The organism is Streptomyces sp. BBFR25, from assembly GCF_044590125.1.
Taxonomy (GTDB): domain Bacteria; phylum Actinomycetota; class Actinomycetes; order Streptomycetales; family Streptomycetaceae; genus Streptomyces; species Streptomyces canus_D.
In genome coordinates this window covers 2,266,047-2,285,839 of sequence record NZ_CP172447.1, presented here as the reverse complement: position 1 = coordinate 2,285,839, position 19,793 = coordinate 2,266,047, and the positions used below count along the sequence as shown (strand labels likewise).

The window sequence follows — 19,793 nt, the reverse complement described above, 5'->3', positions numbered from 1 at the left end:
ATCTTCGAATGGCGCCGCCGGGCTGTCCGCACCAGGACAGGCCGGGGCTCGCCGAGGCTGTCCGTACAAGGGAACAGGGACGCAAGGACTCTTTCGGGACTCTTCAGGAGGTGGGCGGTGAGCGAGCCGCGGTCCGCGCCGACGGTCGGCCAGGTCGTACTCGGCCGGCGCCTGCTGGACCTGCGGGAACGTGCCGGTCTCAAGCGCGAGGAAGCCGCCCGCATCCTGCGCGTCGCCCCCGCCACGGTCCGCCGCATGGAGATGGCCGAGGTCGCCCTCAAGATCCCGTACCTCCAGCTCCTGCTGAAGGCCTACGGCGTCGGCGACGAGGAGGCCGACGCGTTCGTCCGGCTGGCCGAGGACGCCAACAAACCGGGGTGGTGGCAGCGCTTCCACGACATCCTCCCCGGCTGGTTCTCGCTGTACGTCAGCCTGGAGGGCGCGGCCTCCCTGATCCGCGCCTACGAGCCGCACTTCGTCCCCGGAGTGCTGCAGACCGAGGACTACGCACGCGGCGTGCTGCGCTCGGGCGCCATCGGACAGACCCGCCCCGACGACATCGAGCGCCACGTCGACCTGCGCATGCAACGCCAGGAACTGCTCACCCGCAAGGACGCACCCCGGCTGTGGGTCGTGATGGACGAAACCGCGCTGCGCCGCCCCGTCGGGGGCCCGGAGGTGATGCGTGCCCAGATCGACCGGCTGCTCGAGGCCACGAAGCTGCCCAACGTGACGCTGCAGATCGCGCCGTTCTCCAGCGGGCCGCACCCCGGCACGTACGGGCCCTTCGTGCTGTTCCGATTCGCCATGCCGGAACTCCCGGACATGGTCTACAGCGAGTACCTGACCGGCGCCGTCTACCTCGACGCGCGTGCCGAGGTGGCGACCCACCTCGAGGTCATGGACCGCATGGCGGCGCAGGCCGCCACGGCACATCGCACGAAGGAGATCCTCCGGGATCTCCGCAAGGAGCTGTGAATGAACCGCATCAAACCCCAGCGCCCGCCACGGACCCGCGGTGCGCGGATCTACAACGGCATGCCCGCCCGTGAACTGGGCAGCGAGGGCTGGCACAAGCCGTGGAGCGGCGGCAACGGAGGCAACTGCCTGGAGGCCATGAAGCTCGCCGACGGCCGGATCGCGGTGCGGCAGTCCACCGACCCGGACGGGCCGGCGCTCATCTACACCTCGGCCGAGATGACGGCGTTCATCGAGGGAGCGAAGGCGGGAGAGGCGGACTTTCTTCTGTCCTGAAACAGTCCCTGTTGCATGTCTTTTTAAGCTGTTTGGCACCACGGCACCACTGGCACCACTGGCACCACTGGTATCTCTGGCATCTCGGAGGAAAGGACAACCACCCGGTCACGGCGGTCGCCGGGCGGATCAGGCCGTCATCGGCCGGTCGTACGGGCCGACCGGCGCCGGCAGCCGGGTGGTGCCGCCGGACAGGTGGCGGTCGACGGCCGCCGCCACCGCCCGCCCCTCCGCGATGGCCCAGACGACCAGGGACTGTCCGCGTGCCGCGTCCCCAGCGGCGAACACCCCCTCGACGTTGGTCGCGAAGTCCCGGTCCCGGGCGATCGTGCCCCGGGGCGCCATCTCCAGCCCGAGACCGTCGACCAGCCCGTCCTGCCGGTCGGGACCCGAGAAACCCAGCGCGAGGAGGACCAGGTCCGCGGGGAGCGACCGCTCGGTGCCGGGCCGCGGCCGGCGGCCGGCGTCCACCCCGACCAGGTGCAGCGCGCGCACGTGCCCCCGCTCGTCGCCGGTGAGGCGGAGCGTGGACGCCGCGAACAGCCGGGCGTCCGCGTCCGCCGCCGGCGCTGACCGCAGCTCGTGCGCCTCCTCGTGCGCCGCCGACAAGCGGTACAGGCGCGGATACGTCGGCCAGGGCTCCGACTCCTCGTCGCGCTCCGCACCCGGCTGCGCGTAGATGTCCAGCTGCGTCACGGACGCCGCCCGTTCCCGCACTGCCGTACCGAGACAGTCCGCGCCCGTGTCGCCACCGCCGACGATCACGACGTGCCGTCCGGCGGCGGACAGCGGGGAGCACTCGAGGTCGCCCTCGCACACCCGGTTGGCCAGCGGCAGGTACTCCATCGCCTGATGGACCCCCGCAAGCTCCCGGCCGGGCACGGCCAGCTCGCGCCACGCGGTCGCCCCGGTCGCGATCACCACCGCGTCGTAGCGGGCCCGCAGCCCCGCGGCGTCCACGTCCCGTCCGACCGCCGTCGACGTACGGAACCGCGTCCCCTCCGCCCGCATCTGGCCGACGCGCCGTTCCAGATGCCGCTTCTCCATCTTGAACTCGGGGATCCCGTACCGCAGCAGCCCGCCGATCCGGTCGTCCCGCTCGTACACGGCGACCGTGTGCCCCGCCCGGGTCAGCTGCTGCGCCGCCGCGAGGCCCGTGGGCCCCGAGCCGATCACCGCCACCGTCCGCCCGGACAGCCGCTCCGGTGGCCGCGCCGGGGTGAAGCCCTTCTCCCAGGCCATGTCGGCGATCGCGCACTCGACGTTCTTGATGGTGACGGCGGGCTGGTTGATGGCGAGCACACAGCCCGCCTCACACGGTGCCGGGCACAACCGGCCGGTGAACTCCGGAAAGTTGTTCGTGGCGTGCAGCCGCTCGCTCGCCGCCCGCCAGTCCGACCGGGAGACCAGGTCGTTCCACTCCGGGATCAGGTTGCCCAGCGGACAGGCCTCGTGGCAGAAGGGGACGCCGCAGTCCATGCACCGGTCGGCCTGCCGGTCGACGATCGGCAGCAGCGCCCCCGGGACGTACACCTCGTCCCAGTCCCGGATCCGCTCCCCGGCCGGTCTGCGGGGCCACTCCTCGCGGGGCGTCGTCAAAAAACCCTTGGGATCGGCCATGGCCGTCTTCCTTGCGTGCGGGGTGGCTGGCCGGGCGCGCCGTGGGGCGGCGCTCTCGCGGTCCACGATACGACCGGCCCGCCCGACGCGCAGAACGCCGGACGGGCCCCTCGCCCGACTCAGGCGAGGGCCAGCACGTACGCCGTCGCCGCGGCGGCCGCGGCGACCGTACGCACGTGGTTCCAGGCCGTCCACTCGCGCACGTACGCCGTCCAGCGGTCGGCCGCCTCCGCGGAACCCGGCTCCAGCCGGAGCAGCGCGTCGTTGCGCGGCACGTTGGCCGCCGCTGTGACCCCGAACGATCCGACCAGGTACAGCCCGCTGCCCAGCAGCAGTTCCACCGCCGCGTCCTTCGGCCACACCGCCAACGTGACCGCGGCGATCACGACGGCCAGCAACGCCGTCCCGAGGAACACCGACATGAAGGCCGGGCCCACCGCGGCCCTGTTGATCGCGTTCATTGCGGCGACCCCCTGTGCGGGCGGCAGCGCGGCCAGCCCCCGCATGACGAAGGTGGAGAACGCGCAGAAGACACCGGCCATCACACCGGTCCCGAGCACCCCCAGCACCGCCAGGACGAAGTACGGTCCCTCGATCATGTTCTGTCAGCTCCCACCCGTCTCGACTCCCACCCGTCCCAGCCCCCACCCGTGGAGCAGCCCCCGGCCCGGTGCACGCCGTCCCGGCGCCACCGCCCGTCGGACACCCAAGTCAACCTCCGCGCCGGCACGGTGACCATGGCTGAGCCCCGCGGGTCCGTGCGCGAGCGTCCAGGAGGGCCTGGCGGCGAGCGGCGGGGCCGCCGCCGTGCCGACCGGCGCGGGAACTGACGCATCATGGGCGGGTGCGACTGGAAGCGATCACCTGGGACCGGCTCGGCGACCGGCTCGCCGAGCGACTGCTCGACCTGAAGCCCACCGACGGCGGCGCCTGGACGCGCGTCGCCCTCGACGGCGCCCCGGCGGCCCGCCCCGGCGACCTCGCCGAACGGGTCGGTGAGGCCCTGCGCGTCCGCGGCCGCCCCTCCCTCGTCGTCGGAACGGAGGGCTTCCTGCGACCCGCCTCGCTCCGCCTGGAGTACGGACACCAGGACGTCGAGACCTACTACAACGGCTGGTACGACACGGGCGCACTGTGGCGCGAGGTCTTCGACCCCCTCGGCCCCGGCGGCGACGGGCGGGTCCTGCCCGACCTGTGGGACCCGGTCACCGACCGGGCCACCCGCAGCCCCTACGTCCCGCTCCCTCCCGGCGGTGCGCTGCTGCTCCACGGTCCCTTTCTGCTCCGTCACTGGTTCCCCCTCGATCTGAGCGTCCATCTCGTCCTCACCCCGGGCGCCCTGCGTCGCCGCACCCCCGAGAGCGAGCAGTGGACCCTGCCCGCATTCGAACGCTACGACGAGGAGACCGACCCGTCGGGCACCGCCGACATCCTGGTGCGTGCCGACGACCCACGGCATCCCGCCTGGAGCGGCTGATCCGGAGAGCCGCTGACTCGGAGAGCCGCTGACCCGGAGCCGCCGACCCGGGACGCGGCCGGCTCTCAGAGCCAGCCGTTGCGCCTGAAGCCCCGGTGCAGCGCCAGGCAGGCGACGGCTATCACGCCTATGACCAGACCGTAGCCGTACCGCCAGCCCAGCTCCGGCATGTGGTCGAAATTCATGCCGTACACCCCGCAGACCATCGTGGGCACCGCGACGATGGCGGCCCATGCCGTGATCTTCCGCATGTCCTCGTTCTGCGCGACCGTCACCCGGGCGAGGTGTGCCTGGAGGATCGAGTTGAGGAGTTCGTCGAACGCCGCGATCTGTTCGGTGGCCCGCAGCAGGTGGTCGGCGACGTCGCGGAAGTAGGCCTGTATCTCCGGGTCGACCACACGGAACGGCCGCGTGGCCAGCTCCTCCAGCGGCCGGCCGAGCGGCACCACGGCCCGCCGCAGCTCCAGCAGTTCGCGCTTGAGCTGGTAGATGCGCCCCGGGTCCACCCGCGCGCCGTTCTCCGCGAAGACCTCCGTCTCGACGTGGTCGACGTCCTCCTGGACCGACTCGATGACGCTCAGGAAGTCGTCCACCACATGGTCCGCGACCGCGTGCAGCACCGCCGACGGTCCCTTGGCGAGCTGCGCCGGATCGGACTCCAGCCCTTCCCGCAACGGCCCCAGCGAGCCGTGCCGCCCGTGCCGCACGGTGATCACGAAGTCCTGCCCGGCGAACACCATGATCTCGCCGGTGCTCACCACCTCGCTGGTGGCGGTGAGCTCCTCGTGCTCCACGTAGCAGACCGTCTTGAACACGGCGAAGAGCGTCTCTCCGTACCGCTCCACCTTGGGCCGCTGGTGGGCCTCGATCGCGTCCTCGACCGCCAGCGGATGCAGCTCGAACAGCTCCGCGACCCCCGCGAACTCCTCGTCCGTAGGCTCGTGCAGGCCGAGCCAGACGAAGCCCGCCCCGCGTCTGCGCATCCGCGCCACGGCCTCGACCGGATCGCCGCCCTCGGGCGTGCGGACACCGTCCCGGTAGGTCACGCAGTTCACCACCGAGGAACCCAGCGGGGAACGGGCGTGGTGGCTCAGGTCCACCCGCGGCCGTCGGCGGGCCAGCCGTGCCACCTTCCGGAGGCCGCCGGTCCCTCCCAGCCCCGTGACCTTCCGCAGATTCCCCGCCATGGTCATCCGAATCTCCTCGCGTGGGTCCCCTCGCGCCGTGCTTCCCGCGCCTTGGCACGCCAGTCTGCCAGGCCGGCGGGTACGGCGAACGCGCCTGTGGAAACGGCGGGTTCCGCTTTGTTCCCGCCTGTGGACGGGCCGCGAGGGGGCTGCGCAGGCCCCGCCCCGGGGGCCCCGGCCGCCCGGAGGAGGCCCTGGTGCCGGAGCGTCGTCCCCTTCGCACAAGCGGGACAACTGGGATGATCGCCGCATGACGCGAACCGACGGATACCTCCTCGACAACGGCAGGTCCGAGGCGGCGGAGCGCTTCGACGCCTTCGCCACCCTCTTCGACCCCACGACGTTCCGGCACCTGGAGGCACTCGGCGTCGGCCCCGGCTGGCGCTGCTGGGAGGCCGGGGCCGGAGGCACCTCCGTGGTGTCGTGGCTGGCCAAGCGGGTCGGACCGACCGGCAGGGTCCTCGCGACGGACATCGACACCTCACGGGTCGTCCCGGCCGGCCGGCCGCCGGTCGAGGTGCGCGTGCACGACGTGGGCGCGGAGGAACCGCCGGGGGAGGGCTTCGACCTGGTGCACGCCCGGCTCGTCCTCGTCCATGTCCCCGACCGGGACCGGGCGTTGCGGTCGATGATCAGGGCCTTGCGCCCCGGTGGCCGCCTCCTCGTCGAGGACGCCGACCCGGCGCTCCAGCCCCTGCTCTGCCCCGACGAGCACGGACCCGAGCAGCAGCTGGCGAACAGGCTCCGCAACGGCTTCCGCCAACTGCTGTCCCACCGCGGTGCCGACCTCTCCTACGGCCGCCGGCTGCCCCGGCTGCTCCGGGAGGCGGGGCTGCGCCGAGTGGAGGCCGACGCCTACTTCCCGGTCACCTCTCCCGCGTGCGCCGCCCTGGAGTCCGCGACGGTACGACAGCTCCGCGACCAGCTGGTCGCCGCCGGGGTCGCCACCCACGACGACATCGACCGCCACCTCGCCAACGTCGCGTCCGGCGGGATGGACCTCGCGACCGCGCCGATGATCTCGGCGTGGGGGCGCAAGGCATAACCCCGGCTACCCGTCGGCCGCTCGCCGGTCGGCCGTTCGCGGCGGTCTCCCGCCCACTCGTTCGACCGCCCGTGCTCCGGCCCGGCACCCGGCGGCCGCCGCCTCCCCGGGCTCCGCGCCCCCGAGCAGCGCGGCGAGGAACGCGCCGGTGAAGGCGTCGCCGGCCCCCGTGCTGTCCCGGGGCGACGCCCTGACCGCGGCCACCCGTGCGCTCACGCTGCCGGACCGGGCCACCAGGGCACCTTCCGCGCCCTGCTTGACGATCACCAGCGGGACGTGCCGACTGAGCTTCGCGGCCGCGTCCCCCGCGTCGGGCAGGCCGGTGAGCAGACAGGCCTCGTCACGACTGGGCAGCAGCACGTCCACGCCCTCGACGAGGCCGAGGAAACGGTCGACGCCCAGCGCGGTGAGGAACCCGGCCGACGCCGGGTCCAGGCTGACCGGCACTCCACGCGCGCGGGCCGCCGACAGGGCGGCCGACACCAGCGCGCGGCTCGGCTCCGAGAACAGCAGGTAGCCCGAGAGGTGCAGCCGGTCCACGCCGTCGAGCAGCGCGTCCGACCAGTCGTCCGGCCCGAACCGCAGCGACGCCCCGCTGTCGGTGAGGAACGTCCGCTCGGCCGAGTCGGCGGTGTCGACCAGGCAGATCACCGTCCCCGTGGGCGCCGCCGCGTCGACGACGAGGAGCGGCCGCACCCCGCACGCCGCCAGCTCCCGTTCGTGCCATGCGCAGGCGTCGGCACCCACCCGGCCCAGCAGCCGTACCTCCGCGCACCCTTCGTGCGCGGCCCAGCAGGCCACGTTGGCACCCGCCCCGCCGGGCAGCCGCCGGACCGTGGCGGCGGTGTCCGTACCGGCGGCCAGTGGTCCCCGGTGCCGGGCGACGACGTCCGTGACCACGTCCCCGACGACCAGCAGCACACCGCCCGGCGCCACCGTCACGCCCCGGTCCAGGCCGCGGCGATCCGGGCCGCCAGCCGCACGTTCCCCCGTACCGCCGCCAGGTTGGCGCTCAGCGAGGCGCCGTCGGTGAGCCGTACCAGGCGCTCCAGGAGGAACGGCGTGACCGCCTGGCCCGTGACCCCCTCCGCCTCGCAGGCGTGCAGCGCGTCGGCGAGCACGCGCGCGTGGAGCGCCGGATCGAGCTGCTCCTCCTCGGGCACGGGGTTGGCGACCACGAGCGCGGACCGCGGCCCGCCCAGCGCGCCCTGCGCCCGCATGACCGCCGCCACCTGCTCCGGATCGTCCAGCGTCCAGTCCACCGGATGTCCCGAGTCGGACAGGTAGAAGCCGGGGAAGCGGTCCGTCCCGTACCCGGCCACGGCGACCCCCAGCGTCTCCAGCCGCTGCAGGGTCGCCGGTACGTCCAGGATGGACTTCACGCCCGCGCAGACCACCGTGATCCGGGTGCGGGCCAGCAGGCCCAGGTCGGCCGACTCGTCCTGCGTCACCGTCCACTCCCGGTGGACGCCGCCCAGCCCTCCGGTCGCGAACACCCGCACGCCCGCGAGAGCGGCGAGCAGGGCGGTCGCCGACACGGTGGTCGCCCCGCTCGCGCCGCAGGCCACCGCGAGCGGCAGGTCCCGGTGCCCCAGCTTGCGGATGCCGTCCTCGTTGGCGACCCGCTCCAGCTGCTCCTTGTCCAGACCGACGTGCGGCCGCCCGTCCAGGACGGCGATCGTCGCCGGTACGGCGCCCTCCTGCCGTACCGCCTCCTCCAGCTCCCGCGCCACCAGCAGATTGCGCGGGCGCGGCAAGCCGTGCGCGATGATCGTGGACTCCAGGGCCACCACGGGGCGACGGGTGTCCAACGCCTCCCGTACCTCTTGCGACACCACCAGCATCACGAGCCTGCCTCCTGCCGACGGTTCTCCCTCAGCTCCGGTCTCTCTCATCCCTGGCGGGCGCGGGACCGCGCCAAACCCCGCCAGTGCACCGACGGACCCCTTGCGGCGCCGGGGACCGGCCACGAGCCTGGGAGCCATGACGGACAACACGACACGCCTCGACCACGTCGTCCTCTGGGTGCGCGACCCGGTCGCCGCGGCCGCTTTCTACGAGAAGAACCTGGGCTTCGAACCGCTGCGGGTCACCGAGTACGCCGCGGGGACCGTGAGCTTCCCCTCCGTGCGTATCAACGACGAGACCATCCTCGACCTCGCACCGCACGCCATGGCGGAGCGCATGCGCGTGGTCCCCGGCGCCGACGCCGGCGCCGGGCACCCCGTCAACCACATCTGCGTGTCCCTGCCCGCACCCGACTTCGACGCCCTGCGCACCCGCCTGCAGGAGCAGTCCGTCCCCGTCTCGGACCTCTCGCACGACTCCTACGGCGCCCGCGGCATGGCCAGGCGAAGCTTCTACTTCGGCGACCCGGACGGCAACATCATCGAGGCCCGGCACTACGAGTAGCCCCACCCGGCCGCTGCCCGCCCTTCAGAACAACGGTTCGGGCAGCACGCCCTCCAGCGCGAGCAGCCGCCGCTTGGTGTCCACACCGCCGCCGAACCCGCCGATGCCGCCGTCGCTCTCCACGACCCGGTGGCACGGCACGACGACCGGCAGCGGATTGGCGCCCATGGCCATGCCCACCGCCTGCGCGGCGCCCGGCTGCCCCACCCGGCCGGCCAGGTCGCCGTACCCGACGACCTGGCCGTAGGGGACGCCGGACGCCAGCTCGCGCAGCACCTGCCGGTTGAAGCCCGAGATCAGCGACCAGTCCAACGGCACGTCGAAGTCACGCCTCCTGCCCGCGAAGTACGCCTCCACCTGGCGTATCGCCTCGGCCAGCAGCGGGGAACCGGGCGCCTCGACCGGCTCCGTGCCCAGCCGGGCCGCGAGCCTTTCGAGCGCCCGGTCGCGCGTGGCGTCGGTGGCGTGGAACACCACGTTGACCAGACCGTCGCGGGTGGCGGCCAGCAGCAGCGGACCGATGCCGGTCCCGACGACGGTCCACACGACCTGCTGTTCGTACTGCCCAGGGCTGTCCATGCGGCCACGGTACGGCCCGCCACTGACAACGCCGGGTCAGTCCACCGCGTCCCGCACCACGTCGGGCTTGTTGGTGATGATGCCGTCGACGTCGTACCCGGCGACCCGGCGCGCGGTGTCCGCGTCGTCCACCGTCCAGGTGAGTACCTCCAGCGGCCTGCCGTGCGGCCCGGTGAACGCGTGGACCGCTGACACGTAGCTCATGGAGAGCGAGCCGTGCGACGGGTTGATCTGGTCGGCGAACTCCGCGTACGCCGGCAGCTCCGAGACGGCCGGGGTGCCGAGGAACCCGGTCTTGACGGCGGGCTTGAGATCGTGGACCGTCCGGATGCTGTCGGCGTCGAAGCTCTGCACGACCAGCCGCCCGGCCACGTGCCGCCGGTCGAGCCAGCCCTCGTTGGCGAGGACCTTGAGGGTCTGCCGCTCGATGCCCGGGTACTGCCCGGGGCTCTTCAGCTCCAGCAGCAGCTTCTGGTGGTTGCGCTCCACCCGGTTCACGTACTGCTCCAGCGTCGGCACGCGCGCGCCCGCGTACGCGGGGCCGAACCAGCTCCCCGCGTCCAGCCGCGCGATCTCGGCGGCCGTGAAGTCCTTCACCTTCCAGGGCGACCGGTCGGGGAAGACCTCCTCCACGTCGGTCGTACGGGCCAGGCTCTCGTCGTGCAGGACGACGAGCTCGCCGTCGCGGGTGCGCTGGACGTCGTTCTCCACCCAGCGGATGCCCAGCTCGGCCGCCCGGTCGACGGCGGCCAGCGTGTTCTCCGGCGCGTACCCCGAAGCGCCCCGGTGGGCGACGACCGTGGGCCCGTCGTCGCCCGCCCCGTCGGTCCGGGCGTGCGAGAGGGGAGCCGTGAGGGCGACTCCAAGAAGGGCGGTGGTCGTGACGGCTACTGCGCGCACGTGCATGCGTACTCCTCGCGTCGAACGATCACGGACAGCACCACTGTGACACCAGAGCGTCAACCAAAGAGAGGTGCGGAGTGGCCACAGGCTGAATGGAGTTGCTCAACTACGCTCACGGGGACGGCACAACTGGGGCGAGGCCGTGATTCTTTGCCGGAGAACCGTTCGACCATTCCGGTGGGCGTCATACTCTCTGCCTCGACCCTGATCGTTCGCGCGGTTCTGGGAGGGGGCGCACATCGCAAGGAACCGGGACACCACCGGGGCGTAAGAAGGCGGAAAGGCAGCCGCACATGCACAGCACGGTCGACGGATTCAGCTACGGACTCGTCACACCGCTGGTGGCCTACCTCATGGCCTGCCTCGGCGGCGCGCTCGGCCTGCGCTGCACCGCCAGGGCCGTGCTGGTCACCCGTTCCTGGCGCCCGGGATGGCTCGCCCTCGGCTCGGCGGCGATCGGCTCCGGCATCTGGACCATGCACTTCGTCGCGATGATGGGCTTCACGATCGAACACACGCCGATCCGCTACGACTGGCTGATGACCTTCGCCAGCCTGGCCGTCGCCATCGTCATGGTGGGGGTCGGGATCTTCATCGTCGGCTACCGGGGCGCGAGCGGGACGGCGCTGTTCACCGGCGGCACCATCACCGGCCTGGGCATCGCCTCGATGCACTACCTGGGAATGGCCGGGATGCACCTGGACGGACAGCTGACGTACAACACGTTCACCGTCGCCGTGTCCGTCGTCATAGCCATGGCCGCCGCCACCGCCGCCCTGTGGGCGGCCGGACAGGTCCGGGGCTTCCTGTGGAGCGTGGGCGCCGCACTGATCATGGGACTGGCCGTCACCGGCATGCACTACACGGGGATGGCCGCCGTCGAGGTCCATGTCAGCGGCACGGCCGAACCCTCCACAGGCGGCTCGCCCGCAGAACTGCTCGCTCCCATGCTGATCGGCCCCCTCGCATTCCTCCTCCTCGCCGGCGCCGTCGTCGTGCTCGACCCGCTGATGGTCATGGGGAAGCCCGCGGCGGCCCCCGTCGAGCGGAAGCCGGGCATCCCCGCCCACGCCGACGCCGCGCGCACGATCCGTCACCCGGCGCACCACCCCGCGCGCCGCGCCCGCCGCCCCCTCGTCCACCGGCGCCCCCGCACCCCGCAGAACCGCTGACCGGGACCCGTTGTCAGTGCGGGGTCGTACGGTGGAACCCATGCGGCCCGTTTCCCAGATCGAACGCACGGTGGCGCCCTTCGAGGTCGTCAGTCCCTACCAGCCCAACGGCGACCAGCCGGCGGCCATCGCCGAGCTGGCCCGGCGCGTCCAGGCAGGCGAGAAGGACGTCGTCCTGCTCGGCGCGACCGGCACCGGCAAGTCCGCCACCACCGCGTGGATGATCGAGAAGCTCCAGCGCCCCACCCTGGTGATGGCGCCGAACAAGACCCTGGCCGCCCAGCTGGCGAACGAGTTCCGCGAGCTGCTCCCCAACAACGCCGTCGAGTACTTCGTCTCGTACTACGACTACTACCAGCCCGAGGCCTACGTCCCCCAGTCGGACACCTACATCGAGAAGGACTCCTCGGTCAACGAGGAGGTGGAGCGGCTGCGCCACTCCGCCACGAACTCGCTGCTCACCCGACGCGACGTCATCGTGGTCGCCTCCGTGTCCTGCATCTACGGCCTCGGCACTCCGCAGGAGTACGTCGACCGCATGGTCCCGCTGCGGGTCGGCGAGGAGCACGACCGGGACGAGCTGCTGCGCCGCTTCGTCGACATCCAGTACACGCGCAACGACATGGCCTTCGCCCGCGGCACCTTCCGGGTGCGCGGCGACACCATCGAGATCTTCCCGGTCTACGAGGAGCTGGCCGTCCGCATCGAGATGTTCGGCGACGAGATCGAGGCCCTGTCCACGCTCCACCCGGTCACCGGCGAGATCATCAGCGACGACCAGCAGCTGTACGTCTTCCCGGCCTCCCACTACGTCGCCGGTCCCGAGCGCCTGGAGCGGGCGGTCAACGACATCGAGAAGGAGCTGGCCGAGCGCCTGACCGAGCTGGAGAAGCAGGGCAAGCTCCTGGAGGCCCAGCGGCTGCGGATGCGCACCACCTACGACATCGAGATGCTCCGCCAGATCGGCTCCTGCTCCGGCGTGGAGAACTACTCGATGCACTTCGACGGCCGCTCGCCCGGCTCCCCTCCGAACACGCTGCTGGACTACTTCCCGGACGACTTCCTGCTCGTCATCGACGAGTCGCACGTCACCGTCCCGCAGATCGGCGCCATGTACGAGGGCGACGCCTCCCGCAAGCGGACCCTGGTCGACCACGGCTTCCGGCTGCCCTCCGCGCTCGACAACCGCCCGCTGAAGTGGGAGGAGTTCCAGGAGCGCATCGGCCAGACCGTGTACCTGTCGGCCACCCCGGGCGCCTACGAGCTCTCCCGCTCGGACGGCGCCGTCGAGCAGATCATCCGCCCCACCGGTCTGGTCGACCCCGAGGTCGTCGTCAAGCCCACCGAGGGCCAGATCGACGACCTGGTGCACGAGATCCGCAAGCGCACCGAGAAGGACGAGCGCGTCCTGGTCACCACCCTCACCAAGAAGATGGCCGAGGACCTCACCGACTACTTCCTGGAGCTCGGCATCCAGGTCCGCTACCTCCACAGCGACGTCGACACGCTGCGCCGCGTCGAGCTGCTGCGCGAGCTGCGCGCCGGCGAGTACGACGTCCTGGTCGGCATCAACCTGCTGCGTGAGGGCCTCGACCTGCCCGAGGTGTCCCTGGTGGCGATCCTCGACGCCGACAAGGAGGGCTTCCTGCGCTCCGGCACCTCCCTGATCCAGACCATCGGCCGCGCGGCGCGCAACGTCTCCGGCCAGGTCCACATGTACGCGGACAAGATCACGCCGGCGATGGAGAAGGCCATCGACGAGACCAACCGCCGGCGCGAGAAGCAGGTCGCCTTCAACAAGGCGAACGGCATCGACCCGCAGCCCCTCCGCAAGAAGATCAACGACATCGTCGCGCAGATCGCCCGCGAGGACGTCGACACCGAACAGCTCCTCGGCTCGGGCTACCGCCAGACGAAGGAGGGCAAGGGCGCCAAGGCCCCCGTGCCCGCGCTGGGCGGCCAGGCGACGGGCGGAGCCAAGGCGGCCAAGGGCAGGGCCAAGGAGACGCCGGTGACCGACCGCCCCGCGGCGGAGCTGGCCGAGCAGATCGAGGACCTCACCACCCGGATGCGGGCGGCCGCGGCCGACCTCCAGTTCGAGATCGCGGCCCGGCTGCGCGACGAGGTCTCCGAGATGAAGAAGGAACTGCGCCAGATGAAGGAGGCGGGCCTGGCCTGACGGCACGTCCGGGGCACGCGCTGTGTTGCAAGACCGACACAAAGCGCGGACCGGGGTGGGGCACTGTCAGTGCCCCTGCGTAGGGTTCTGGTCAACCGCGGAGACCGCGGCAACAGGGGACAGTTCGAGAGGGGATCAGCGCGTGACCGTCAACATGACCAAGGGTCAGGCCATCAGTCTGCAGAAGAGCGACGGCGGCAGCCTGACGTCGGTGCGCATGGGTCTCGGCTGGCAGGCGGCTCCCCGGCGCGGCCTGTTCGGTTCGCGCACCCGGGAGATCGACCTGGACGCCTCCGCGGTCCTCTTCGCGGACAAGCAGCCGGTCGACGTCGTCTTCTTCCGCCACCTGGTGAGCGACGACGGCTCGGTGCGCCACACCGGGGACAACCTCGTCGGCGGTGTCGGCCAGGGCGGCGACGACGAGGCGGTCCTCGTCGACCTGCAGCGCGTTCCGGTCCACATCGACCAGATCGTCTTCACGGTGAACTCCTTCACCGGCCAGACCTTCCAGGAGGTGCAGAACGCCTTCTGCCGCCTGGTCGACGAGACCAACGGCCAGGAACTCGCCCGCTACACGCTGGCGGGCGGCGGAGCGTTCACGGCCCAGATCATGGCCAAGGTGCACCGCGCGGGCCAGGGCTGGGCGATGACCGCCATCGGCACCCCGGCCAACGGCCGCACCTTCCAGGACCTGATGCCGGCGATCCTGCCGGTCCTGTAGCGGCCGAAGCAGCCGGCCTGCGGGAGTCCGGCCCGTAGCAGTCCGACATGAACGGCCGGTCCCGCTCGCGGGACCGGCCGGCCCGCATGACGTCTCGCGGGTGCCACACGAATGACACAGGGGGAAAGGCGATGACGGCCGAGCTGACGCGGGGACAGAACCACCCGCTGCCCCGGGCTCGTCTCGAGATCCGGGTCTCGGCCGGCACGCCGGTCGTGGCCGGGGCCACGCTCGGCGACGAGAACGGCACCATCCACGGCGTCGAACGGGTGGCCCACCCGGGCGCGCCCACCCTGCCGGGCCTCGAAGTCTCCCGGCAGGCCGCCGCCGACCACCGCCTCGCGGTGGACCTGGACGCCGTGTCCGACGCGGTGCACCGCGTCAGTGTGCTGCTCGCCCTGCCCGTCGGCGGGAACGGTCCGGCCCGGTTCGGTGCCGTCGCCGCCCCCTTCATCGCCGTCACGGACCTCGACGGCGGCGAGGTCGCCAGCTACACCGTCACCGGCCTGGAGGCCGAAACCGCCGTCGTCGCCCTGGAGCTCTACCGGCGCCAGGGCGCCTGGAAGGTCCGCGCCGTCGGCCAGGGCTACGCGGGCGGACTCGCCGAGCTTCTCGCCGACCAGAAGCTGTCCCAGGCCCACCAGCTCGCGGCGAGCATCCACGAGGCGGTATCGAGCGGGCTGGCCCGTTCGATACCGGCCCCTCCGGCCACCGCCCCGGCGCACCGCCCGGACCACGGGACCGCGCCCCGGACCGGCCCCGGCGCTCCCGTACCGCCGCCGACGTCTCCGTACGACCCCCAGGGCGCTTCCGCCCCCGGCCCGCAGACGCCCGGGGCGGCCGGACGGTCCGGGGCTCCGCAGCCGTACCCGGGCGGGCCGGGGGAGCCCGCCACCACCGGCCAGCCGTCCGCGTCCGCCCCCGCCGGAGGCGGGCCGATCGACTACAGCCACCCGCGTCGGCAGAACGCGGCGCCGCCCCCGCCCCCGCCGGCCGCGCCCCCTGCCGAACCCGGCCAGTCCGCCCGGCCCGTCGCGGGCGACGCCACCGGCTGGTCCATGGAGGAGCGGCTCTACAACCAGGTGTGGGGCATGTTCGAGGACCTGGCCCGCACCACGGCCGCCTACCGCAGCGCCGTCGACTTCGCCGAATCCCGCATGGAGAAGGAACTCGACCAGGTGCTGTCCGATCCCCGCAGCCGGATCGGCGGACAGGGTGACGCCGCCCGCGAGGCGGCCCGCTCGCGGCACGGCCAGCTGGTGTCCCAGGCCCGGGAGGTCCTGGACCGGGACGTCGCCCAGCTCGTCGCCGAGGCCGAGGTCGTCGAGCCCGCCCTGCCGGCGGCCTTCGCACGCTGGGACAACCCCGTCTGGCACGCCTACCGCGTCCCCATGGAGATCCCGATGGCCCTGAGGCTGGGCGATCTCCATCTGCCGGAGGCCGACCGGATACGCGTCCCGATGCTGATCCGGCTGCCGCTGGAGCGCGGCCTGTGGATCGACAGCGGACGCTCCCCTTCGCTCGACGGTTCGTTCGCCGACTCCCACGAGATGCGGCGCCTAGGCCTGGAGGCGGCCGTCGCCCACGCGGCCCGGCTGCTCGCCATCTACCCGGCGGGCGAGTTCACCGTGCACGTCATCGACCCGGCCGGATCCGGGGCGCAGGCACTGGCGCCGCTGGTGCAGAGCGGAGTGCTCGCCGCGCCGCCCGCCCAGGGAGCGGTGGGGACGGCGGACGTGCTGGCCCGTCTCACCCAGCGCGTCGACCTGGTCCAGATGGCGTTGCGCGCAGGTGCCCCGGACGCGCTCCCGCCCGGCCTCGACACCTCGCAGCAGCTGCTGATCGTCAACGACTTCCCGCACGGTTTCGACGACCGGGCCGTCAACCAGCTGCGCTACCTCGCCGACGAGGGTCCGGCCGTCGGCGTTCATCTGATGATGGTCGCCGACCGCGAGGAGTCCGCCGGGTTCGGACCGCTGCTCGACCCCCTGTGGCGCTCGCTGCTCCGGCTGACTCCGGTGGCCGACGACCACCTCGCCGACCCGTGGGTCGGGCATGCCTGGACCTACGAGCCCCCACTCGTGCCGCCCGGCAGCCAGGTGCTCCGACAGGTGCTCTCCCAGGTCGCCGCCGCCCGTCGGTCATGGGGCCGGTGACCACCTCCGAGCTGGGCTTTTGAGCTTTATTTGCAAATCTCTTTACCTTCCCTTGGGGATTGGGGTACTGTCGTCCGTACGGAGGGGAGTACTCCCTGTCTGTGCGGCGTACCCGTCAATACGGATCAGGCCAGATCCCGGGGCGTCGGCCCGTGGTTCCGGGCGCATCGCGCGTCCCGGACTCCTGGGTGGAAGAGACCTCCGGCAGCGACGACGCTGACATTTGCCGTGTGACGTACTGCCGGAGGCGTAGTGGAAGTTTCGGTGACCCTGTGGGTCCTGACCATCGTGGGCCTTGCCGCCCTCATCGCGGTCGATTTCTTCATCGGCCGCAAACCGCACGACGTATCGATCAAGGAAGCCGGTATCTGGACCGGCGTCTGGATCGCCTTGGCGGGCCTCTTCGGGCTCGGCCTGCTCCTCTTCGGAGGCGGTGAACCCGCCGGCGAGTTCTTCGCGGGCTTCATCACCGAGAAGTCGCTGAGCGTGGACAACCTCTTCGTCTTCGTCCTGATCATGGCGAAGTTCGCGGTTCCCTCGCAGTACCAGCAGCGGGTTCTGCTCATCGGTGTCCTCATAGCCCTGGTCCTGAGGGCCATCTTCATCGCCGCGGGCGCCGCGATCCTCGCCAGCTTCGCCTGGGTCTTCTACATCTTCGGTGCCTTCCTCATCTACACCGCCTGGAAGCTCATCCAGGAGGCCAGGGCCGACGAGGAGGACGAGGAGTTCGAGGAGAACAAGCTCCTCAAGGCCGCCGAGCGACGCTTCGGGGTCGCCGACCGGTACCACGGCACCAAGCTGTGGATCGAGGAGAACGGCAAGCGGATCATGACCCCGATGCTGGTCGTGATGCTCGCCATCGGCACCACCGACGTGCTCTTCGCGCTCGACTCCATCCCGGCGATCTTCGGTCTGACGCAGGACCCGTACATCGTGTTCACGGCCAACGCGTTCGCCCTCATGGGCCTGCGACAGCTGTACTTCCTCATCGGTGGTCTGCTGAAGAAGCTGGTCCACCTCTCGTACGGTCTGTCCGTGATCCTGGGCTTCATCGGCGTCAAGCTGGTGCTGCACGCCCTGCACGAGTCCGGTGTCCACGTCCCCGAGATCAGCATCCCGGTCTCGCTCGGCGTGATCTGCTCCGTCCTGATCGTCACCACGATCACCAGCCTCCGTGCCTCGAAGAAGCAGGCCGAGGCGGAAGCGGCGGCCGCCGGAAGCGGCGAAGCAACGAAGGACAGCATCGAGGCCTGATCGACCCGGGCCCGGGAGCGGCGAACGGCGGTAAGCCCTTCGCCGCTCCCCGCATGCTCGACGTGCTCGTCGGGCCCGCGTGCTCGGTGAGTGAGGGCGCCGGAGATCCGGAATGCGGCGCCCGTCGCCCTCTGCGACGATCACCGCATGGTCACCGGTCCCAGGGCGCTCCTCGCACAGTGGACGACCGTCACGCCCGTGATCGCGGTCGTATTGCTGGCTTTCACCTGGGGCCGCCCATTGCCCGGCGCGGTCGTCGCGCTGCTCACGATCGTCCTGGCGGCGTCCGTCCTGGCCGCCGTGCACCATGCCGAGGTGGTCGCCCACCGGGTCGGCGAGCCCTTCGGCTCCCTGGTCCTCGCCATCGCGGTCACGGTCATCGAGGTCGCGCTCATCGTGACCCTGATGGCGGACGGCGGCGACAAGAGCGCCTCCCTGGCCCGGGACACGGTCTTCGCGGCCGTCATGATCACCTGCAACGGGGTCGTCGGCCTCAGCCTCCTGGTCGCCTCGCTGCGACACGGGATCGCGGTGTTCAACCCGGAGGGCACCGGTGCCGCCCTCGCGACGGTGGCGACCCTGGCCACCCTCAGCCTGGTGCTGCCGACCTTCACCACCAGCGCGCCCGGGCCGGAGTTCTCCACCGTGCAGCTGACCTTCGCCGCGCTGTCCTCGCTCGTCCTCTACGGCTTGTTCATCGCGACCCTGACCGTGCGGCACCGCGACTACTTCTTGCCGATCACCCGGCAGGGCGAAGTGATCACGGCCGAGGAACACGCCCACGCACCGTCCGCGCGCACGGCCCTGCTCAGCCTGGGAATGCTGGGCCTGGCCCTGATCGGGGTCGTCGGCCTCGCCAAGGGAGTGTCGCCGACCATCGAGGACGGGGTGGCGGCCGCCGGGCTCCACCACGCCGTGGTCGGCGTCATCATCGCCTTGCTGGTCCTGCTCCCCGAAACCATCGCCGCGGTGCGTTCCGCGCGCCGGGACCGGGTGCAGACCAGCCTGAACCTGGCGCTCGGTTCGGCCATGGCCAGCATCGGCCTGACCATCCCCGCCGTCGCCCTGGCCTCCGTGTGGCTCAGCGGGCCGCTGGTGCTCGGCCTCAGCTCCATCCACATGGTGCTGCTCGCCCTGACCGTGGTGGTGGCCTCCCTGACGGTCGTGCCGGGCCGGGCCACGCCCTTGCAGGGCGGCGTCCACCTGGTGCTGTTCGCGGCCTACCTGGAACTGGCCGTCAACCCGTAGGCCGGGGACGGGCATTCGGTGCACCGTGATAGACCGGGGACCGAGCGGCGATCGCGCCGCACCCCCTCACGGACCGGAGGAACCGTGCCCCGCACCCTGGCCAACGCCCCGATCATGATCCTGAACGGGCCCAACCTGAACCTGCTCGGCCGGCGCCAGCCGGAGATCTACGGCTCCGAGACCCTCGGCGACGTCGAGGCGCTGTGCGTGAAGGCGGCGGCCGCGCACGGCGGCACGGTGGACTTCCGGCAGTCCAACCACGAGGGCGAACTGGTCGACTGGATCCACGAAGCCCGGCTGAACCACTGCGGGATCGTGATCAACCCCGCCGCCTACTCGCACACGTCCGTCGCCATCCTGGACGCGCTCAACGCGTGCGACGGGCTGCCGGTGGTGGAGGTCCACATCTCCAACATCCACCAGCGTGAGGCGTTCCGGCACCACTCCTACGTGTCGCAGCGCGCCGACGGAGTCGTCGCGGGGTGCGGGGTGCAGGGGTACGTCTTCGGTGTGGAGCGGATCGCGGCCCTGGCCGGGGCGGGCTCGGCCAGAGCCTGAGGTGCCGGGGCCGCCGGCCGGGGGGCGG

19 protein-coding genes are annotated in these 19,793 nt (G+C 71.8%); 12 read left to right on the top strand and 7 right to left on the bottom strand.

Features of this window, described 5'->3' with window-relative positions; all coding sequences use genetic code 11:
- Positions 1-117 precede the first annotated feature (117 nt).
- On the top strand, positions 118-978 hold the full coding sequence (locus ACGH52_RS10385) for a helix-turn-helix transcriptional regulator (protein WP_059300260.1): 861 nt from the start codon (positions 118-120) through the stop codon (positions 976-978).
- A complete protein-coding gene (locus tag ACGH52_RS10380; protein WP_059300259.1) occupies positions 979-1,254 on the top strand; it encodes a DUF397 domain-containing protein in 276 nt (91 codons plus the stop codon). It abuts the gene before it with no gap.
- A 129-nt stretch (positions 1,255-1,383) separates the two neighbouring features.
- Here ACGH52_RS10380 and ACGH52_RS10375 read toward each other — a convergent pair whose 3' ends face one another.
- Together ACGH52_RS10375 and ACGH52_RS10370 are read right to left on the bottom strand one after the other, a co-directional pair.
- Positions 1,384-2,874, bottom strand: a complete 1,491-nt coding sequence (locus ACGH52_RS10375; protein WP_399938711.1) for a glutamate synthase subunit beta — start codon at positions 2,872-2,874, stop codon at positions 1,384-1,386.
- Between the two features lie 119 nt (positions 2,875-2,993).
- Positions 2,994-3,473, bottom strand: coding sequence for a DUF1772 domain-containing protein (locus tag ACGH52_RS10370; RefSeq protein ID WP_399938709.1), 480 nt, complete (start codon positions 3,471-3,473; stop codon positions 2,994-2,996).
- Between the two features lie 245 nt (positions 3,474-3,718).
- Between ACGH52_RS10370 and ACGH52_RS10365 the strand changes: the two genes are divergently transcribed.
- Entirely contained in the window at positions 3,719-4,351 is a 633-nt protein-coding gene (locus ACGH52_RS10365) for a uridine kinase (protein WP_210975567.1), read from the top strand.
- A gap of 65 nt (positions 4,352-4,416) precedes the next feature.
- Here the strand turns inward: ACGH52_RS10365 and ACGH52_RS10360 are convergent, their stop codons facing one another.
- Positions 4,417-5,544: a magnesium and cobalt transport protein CorA gene (locus ACGH52_RS10360; protein WP_399938707.1), complete on the bottom strand. Its 1,128-nt coding sequence runs from the start codon at positions 5,542-5,544 to the stop codon at positions 4,417-4,419.
- Between the two features lie 244 nt (positions 5,545-5,788).
- Here ACGH52_RS10360 and ACGH52_RS10355 point away from each other — a divergent pair, with 244 nt between their 5' ends.
- Positions 5,789-6,583, top strand: coding sequence for a methyltransferase domain-containing protein (locus ACGH52_RS10355; protein WP_210975569.1), 795 nt, complete (start codon positions 5,789-5,791; stop codon positions 6,581-6,583).
- A gap of 6 nt (positions 6,584-6,589) precedes the next feature.
- On the opposite strand, the gene ACGH52_RS10350 is transcribed toward ACGH52_RS10355, so the two are convergent.
- Together ACGH52_RS10350 and ACGH52_RS10345 are read right to left on the bottom strand one after the other, a co-directional pair.
- Positions 6,590-7,525, bottom strand: coding sequence for a carbohydrate kinase family protein (locus ACGH52_RS10350; RefSeq protein WP_121700744.1), 936 nt, complete (start codon positions 7,523-7,525; stop codon positions 6,590-6,592).
- Positions 7,522-8,427 carry a pseudouridine-5'-phosphate glycosidase gene (locus ACGH52_RS10345; RefSeq protein WP_399946701.1) on the bottom strand — a complete coding sequence of 302 codons (906 nt, stop codon included), beginning with the start codon at positions 8,425-8,427 and terminating at the stop codon, positions 7,522-7,524. Before ACGH52_RS10345 ends, ACGH52_RS10350 begins: the two co-directional genes overlap by 4 nt.
- A gap of 139 nt (positions 8,428-8,566) precedes the next feature.
- On the opposite strand from ACGH52_RS10345, the gene ACGH52_RS10340 reads away from it, so the two are divergent.
- On the top strand, positions 8,567-8,995 hold the full coding sequence (locus ACGH52_RS10340) for a VOC family protein (protein ID WP_076973829.1): 429 nt from the start codon (positions 8,567-8,569) through the stop codon (positions 8,993-8,995).
- Between the two features lie 24 nt (positions 8,996-9,019).
- Here the strand turns inward: ACGH52_RS10340 and ACGH52_RS10335 are convergent, their stop codons facing one another.
- Both ACGH52_RS10335 and ACGH52_RS10330 read right to left on the bottom strand, forming a co-directional pair.
- The gene (locus ACGH52_RS10335; protein ID WP_076973828.1) at positions 9,020-9,574 is read right to left on the bottom strand and encodes a methylated-DNA--[protein]-cysteine S-methyltransferase; all 555 of its coding nucleotides are present in this window, start codon (positions 9,572-9,574) and stop codon (positions 9,020-9,022) included.
- Positions 9,575-9,610: 36 nt separating this feature from the next.
- The gene (locus tag ACGH52_RS10330) at positions 9,611-10,480 is read right to left on the bottom strand and encodes a glycerophosphodiester phosphodiesterase family protein (RefSeq protein WP_121700740.1); all 870 of its coding nucleotides are present in this window, start codon (positions 10,478-10,480) and stop codon (positions 9,611-9,613) included.
- A gap of 290 nt (positions 10,481-10,770) precedes the next feature.
- Between ACGH52_RS10330 and ACGH52_RS10325 the strand changes: the two genes are divergently transcribed.
- From ACGH52_RS10325 to aroQ, 7 genes are all read left to right on the top strand, one after another.
- Complete coding sequence (locus ACGH52_RS10325) at positions 10,771-11,649, top strand: MHYT domain-containing protein (RefSeq protein WP_399938704.1); 879 nt, start codon at positions 10,771-10,773, stop codon at positions 11,647-11,649.
- 40 nt (positions 11,650-11,689) lie between these two features.
- Complete coding sequence (gene uvrB / locus ACGH52_RS10320; protein WP_121700588.1) at positions 11,690-13,828, top strand: excinuclease ABC subunit UvrB; 2,139 nt, start codon at positions 11,690-11,692, stop codon at positions 13,826-13,828.
- A gap of 142 nt (positions 13,829-13,970) precedes the next feature.
- Entirely contained in the window at positions 13,971-14,549 is a 579-nt protein-coding gene (locus ACGH52_RS10315; RefSeq protein WP_059300246.1) for a TerD family protein, read from the top strand.
- A 131-nt stretch (positions 14,550-14,680) separates the two neighbouring features.
- On the top strand, positions 14,681-16,705 hold the full coding sequence (locus ACGH52_RS10310; RefSeq protein ID WP_399938702.1) for a TerD family protein: 2,025 nt from the start codon (positions 14,681-14,683) through the stop codon (positions 16,703-16,705).
- 252 nt (positions 16,706-16,957) lie between these two features.
- Positions 16,958-17,959: a TerC/Alx family metal homeostasis membrane protein gene (locus ACGH52_RS10305; protein ID WP_076973823.1), complete on the top strand. Its 1,002-nt coding sequence runs from the start codon at positions 16,958-16,960 to the stop codon at positions 17,957-17,959.
- A 147-nt stretch (positions 17,960-18,106) separates the two neighbouring features.
- On the top strand, positions 18,107-19,207 hold the full coding sequence (locus ACGH52_RS10300; protein WP_121704171.1) for a calcium:proton antiporter: 1,101 nt from the start codon (positions 18,107-18,109) through the stop codon (positions 19,205-19,207).
- A gap of 84 nt (positions 19,208-19,291) precedes the next feature.
- Complete coding sequence (aroQ, locus tag ACGH52_RS10295) at positions 19,292-19,765, top strand: type II 3-dehydroquinate dehydratase (RefSeq protein ID WP_121704172.1); 474 nt, start codon at positions 19,292-19,294, stop codon at positions 19,763-19,765.
- The last annotated feature ends 28 nt before the right edge of the window (positions 19,766-19,793 follow it).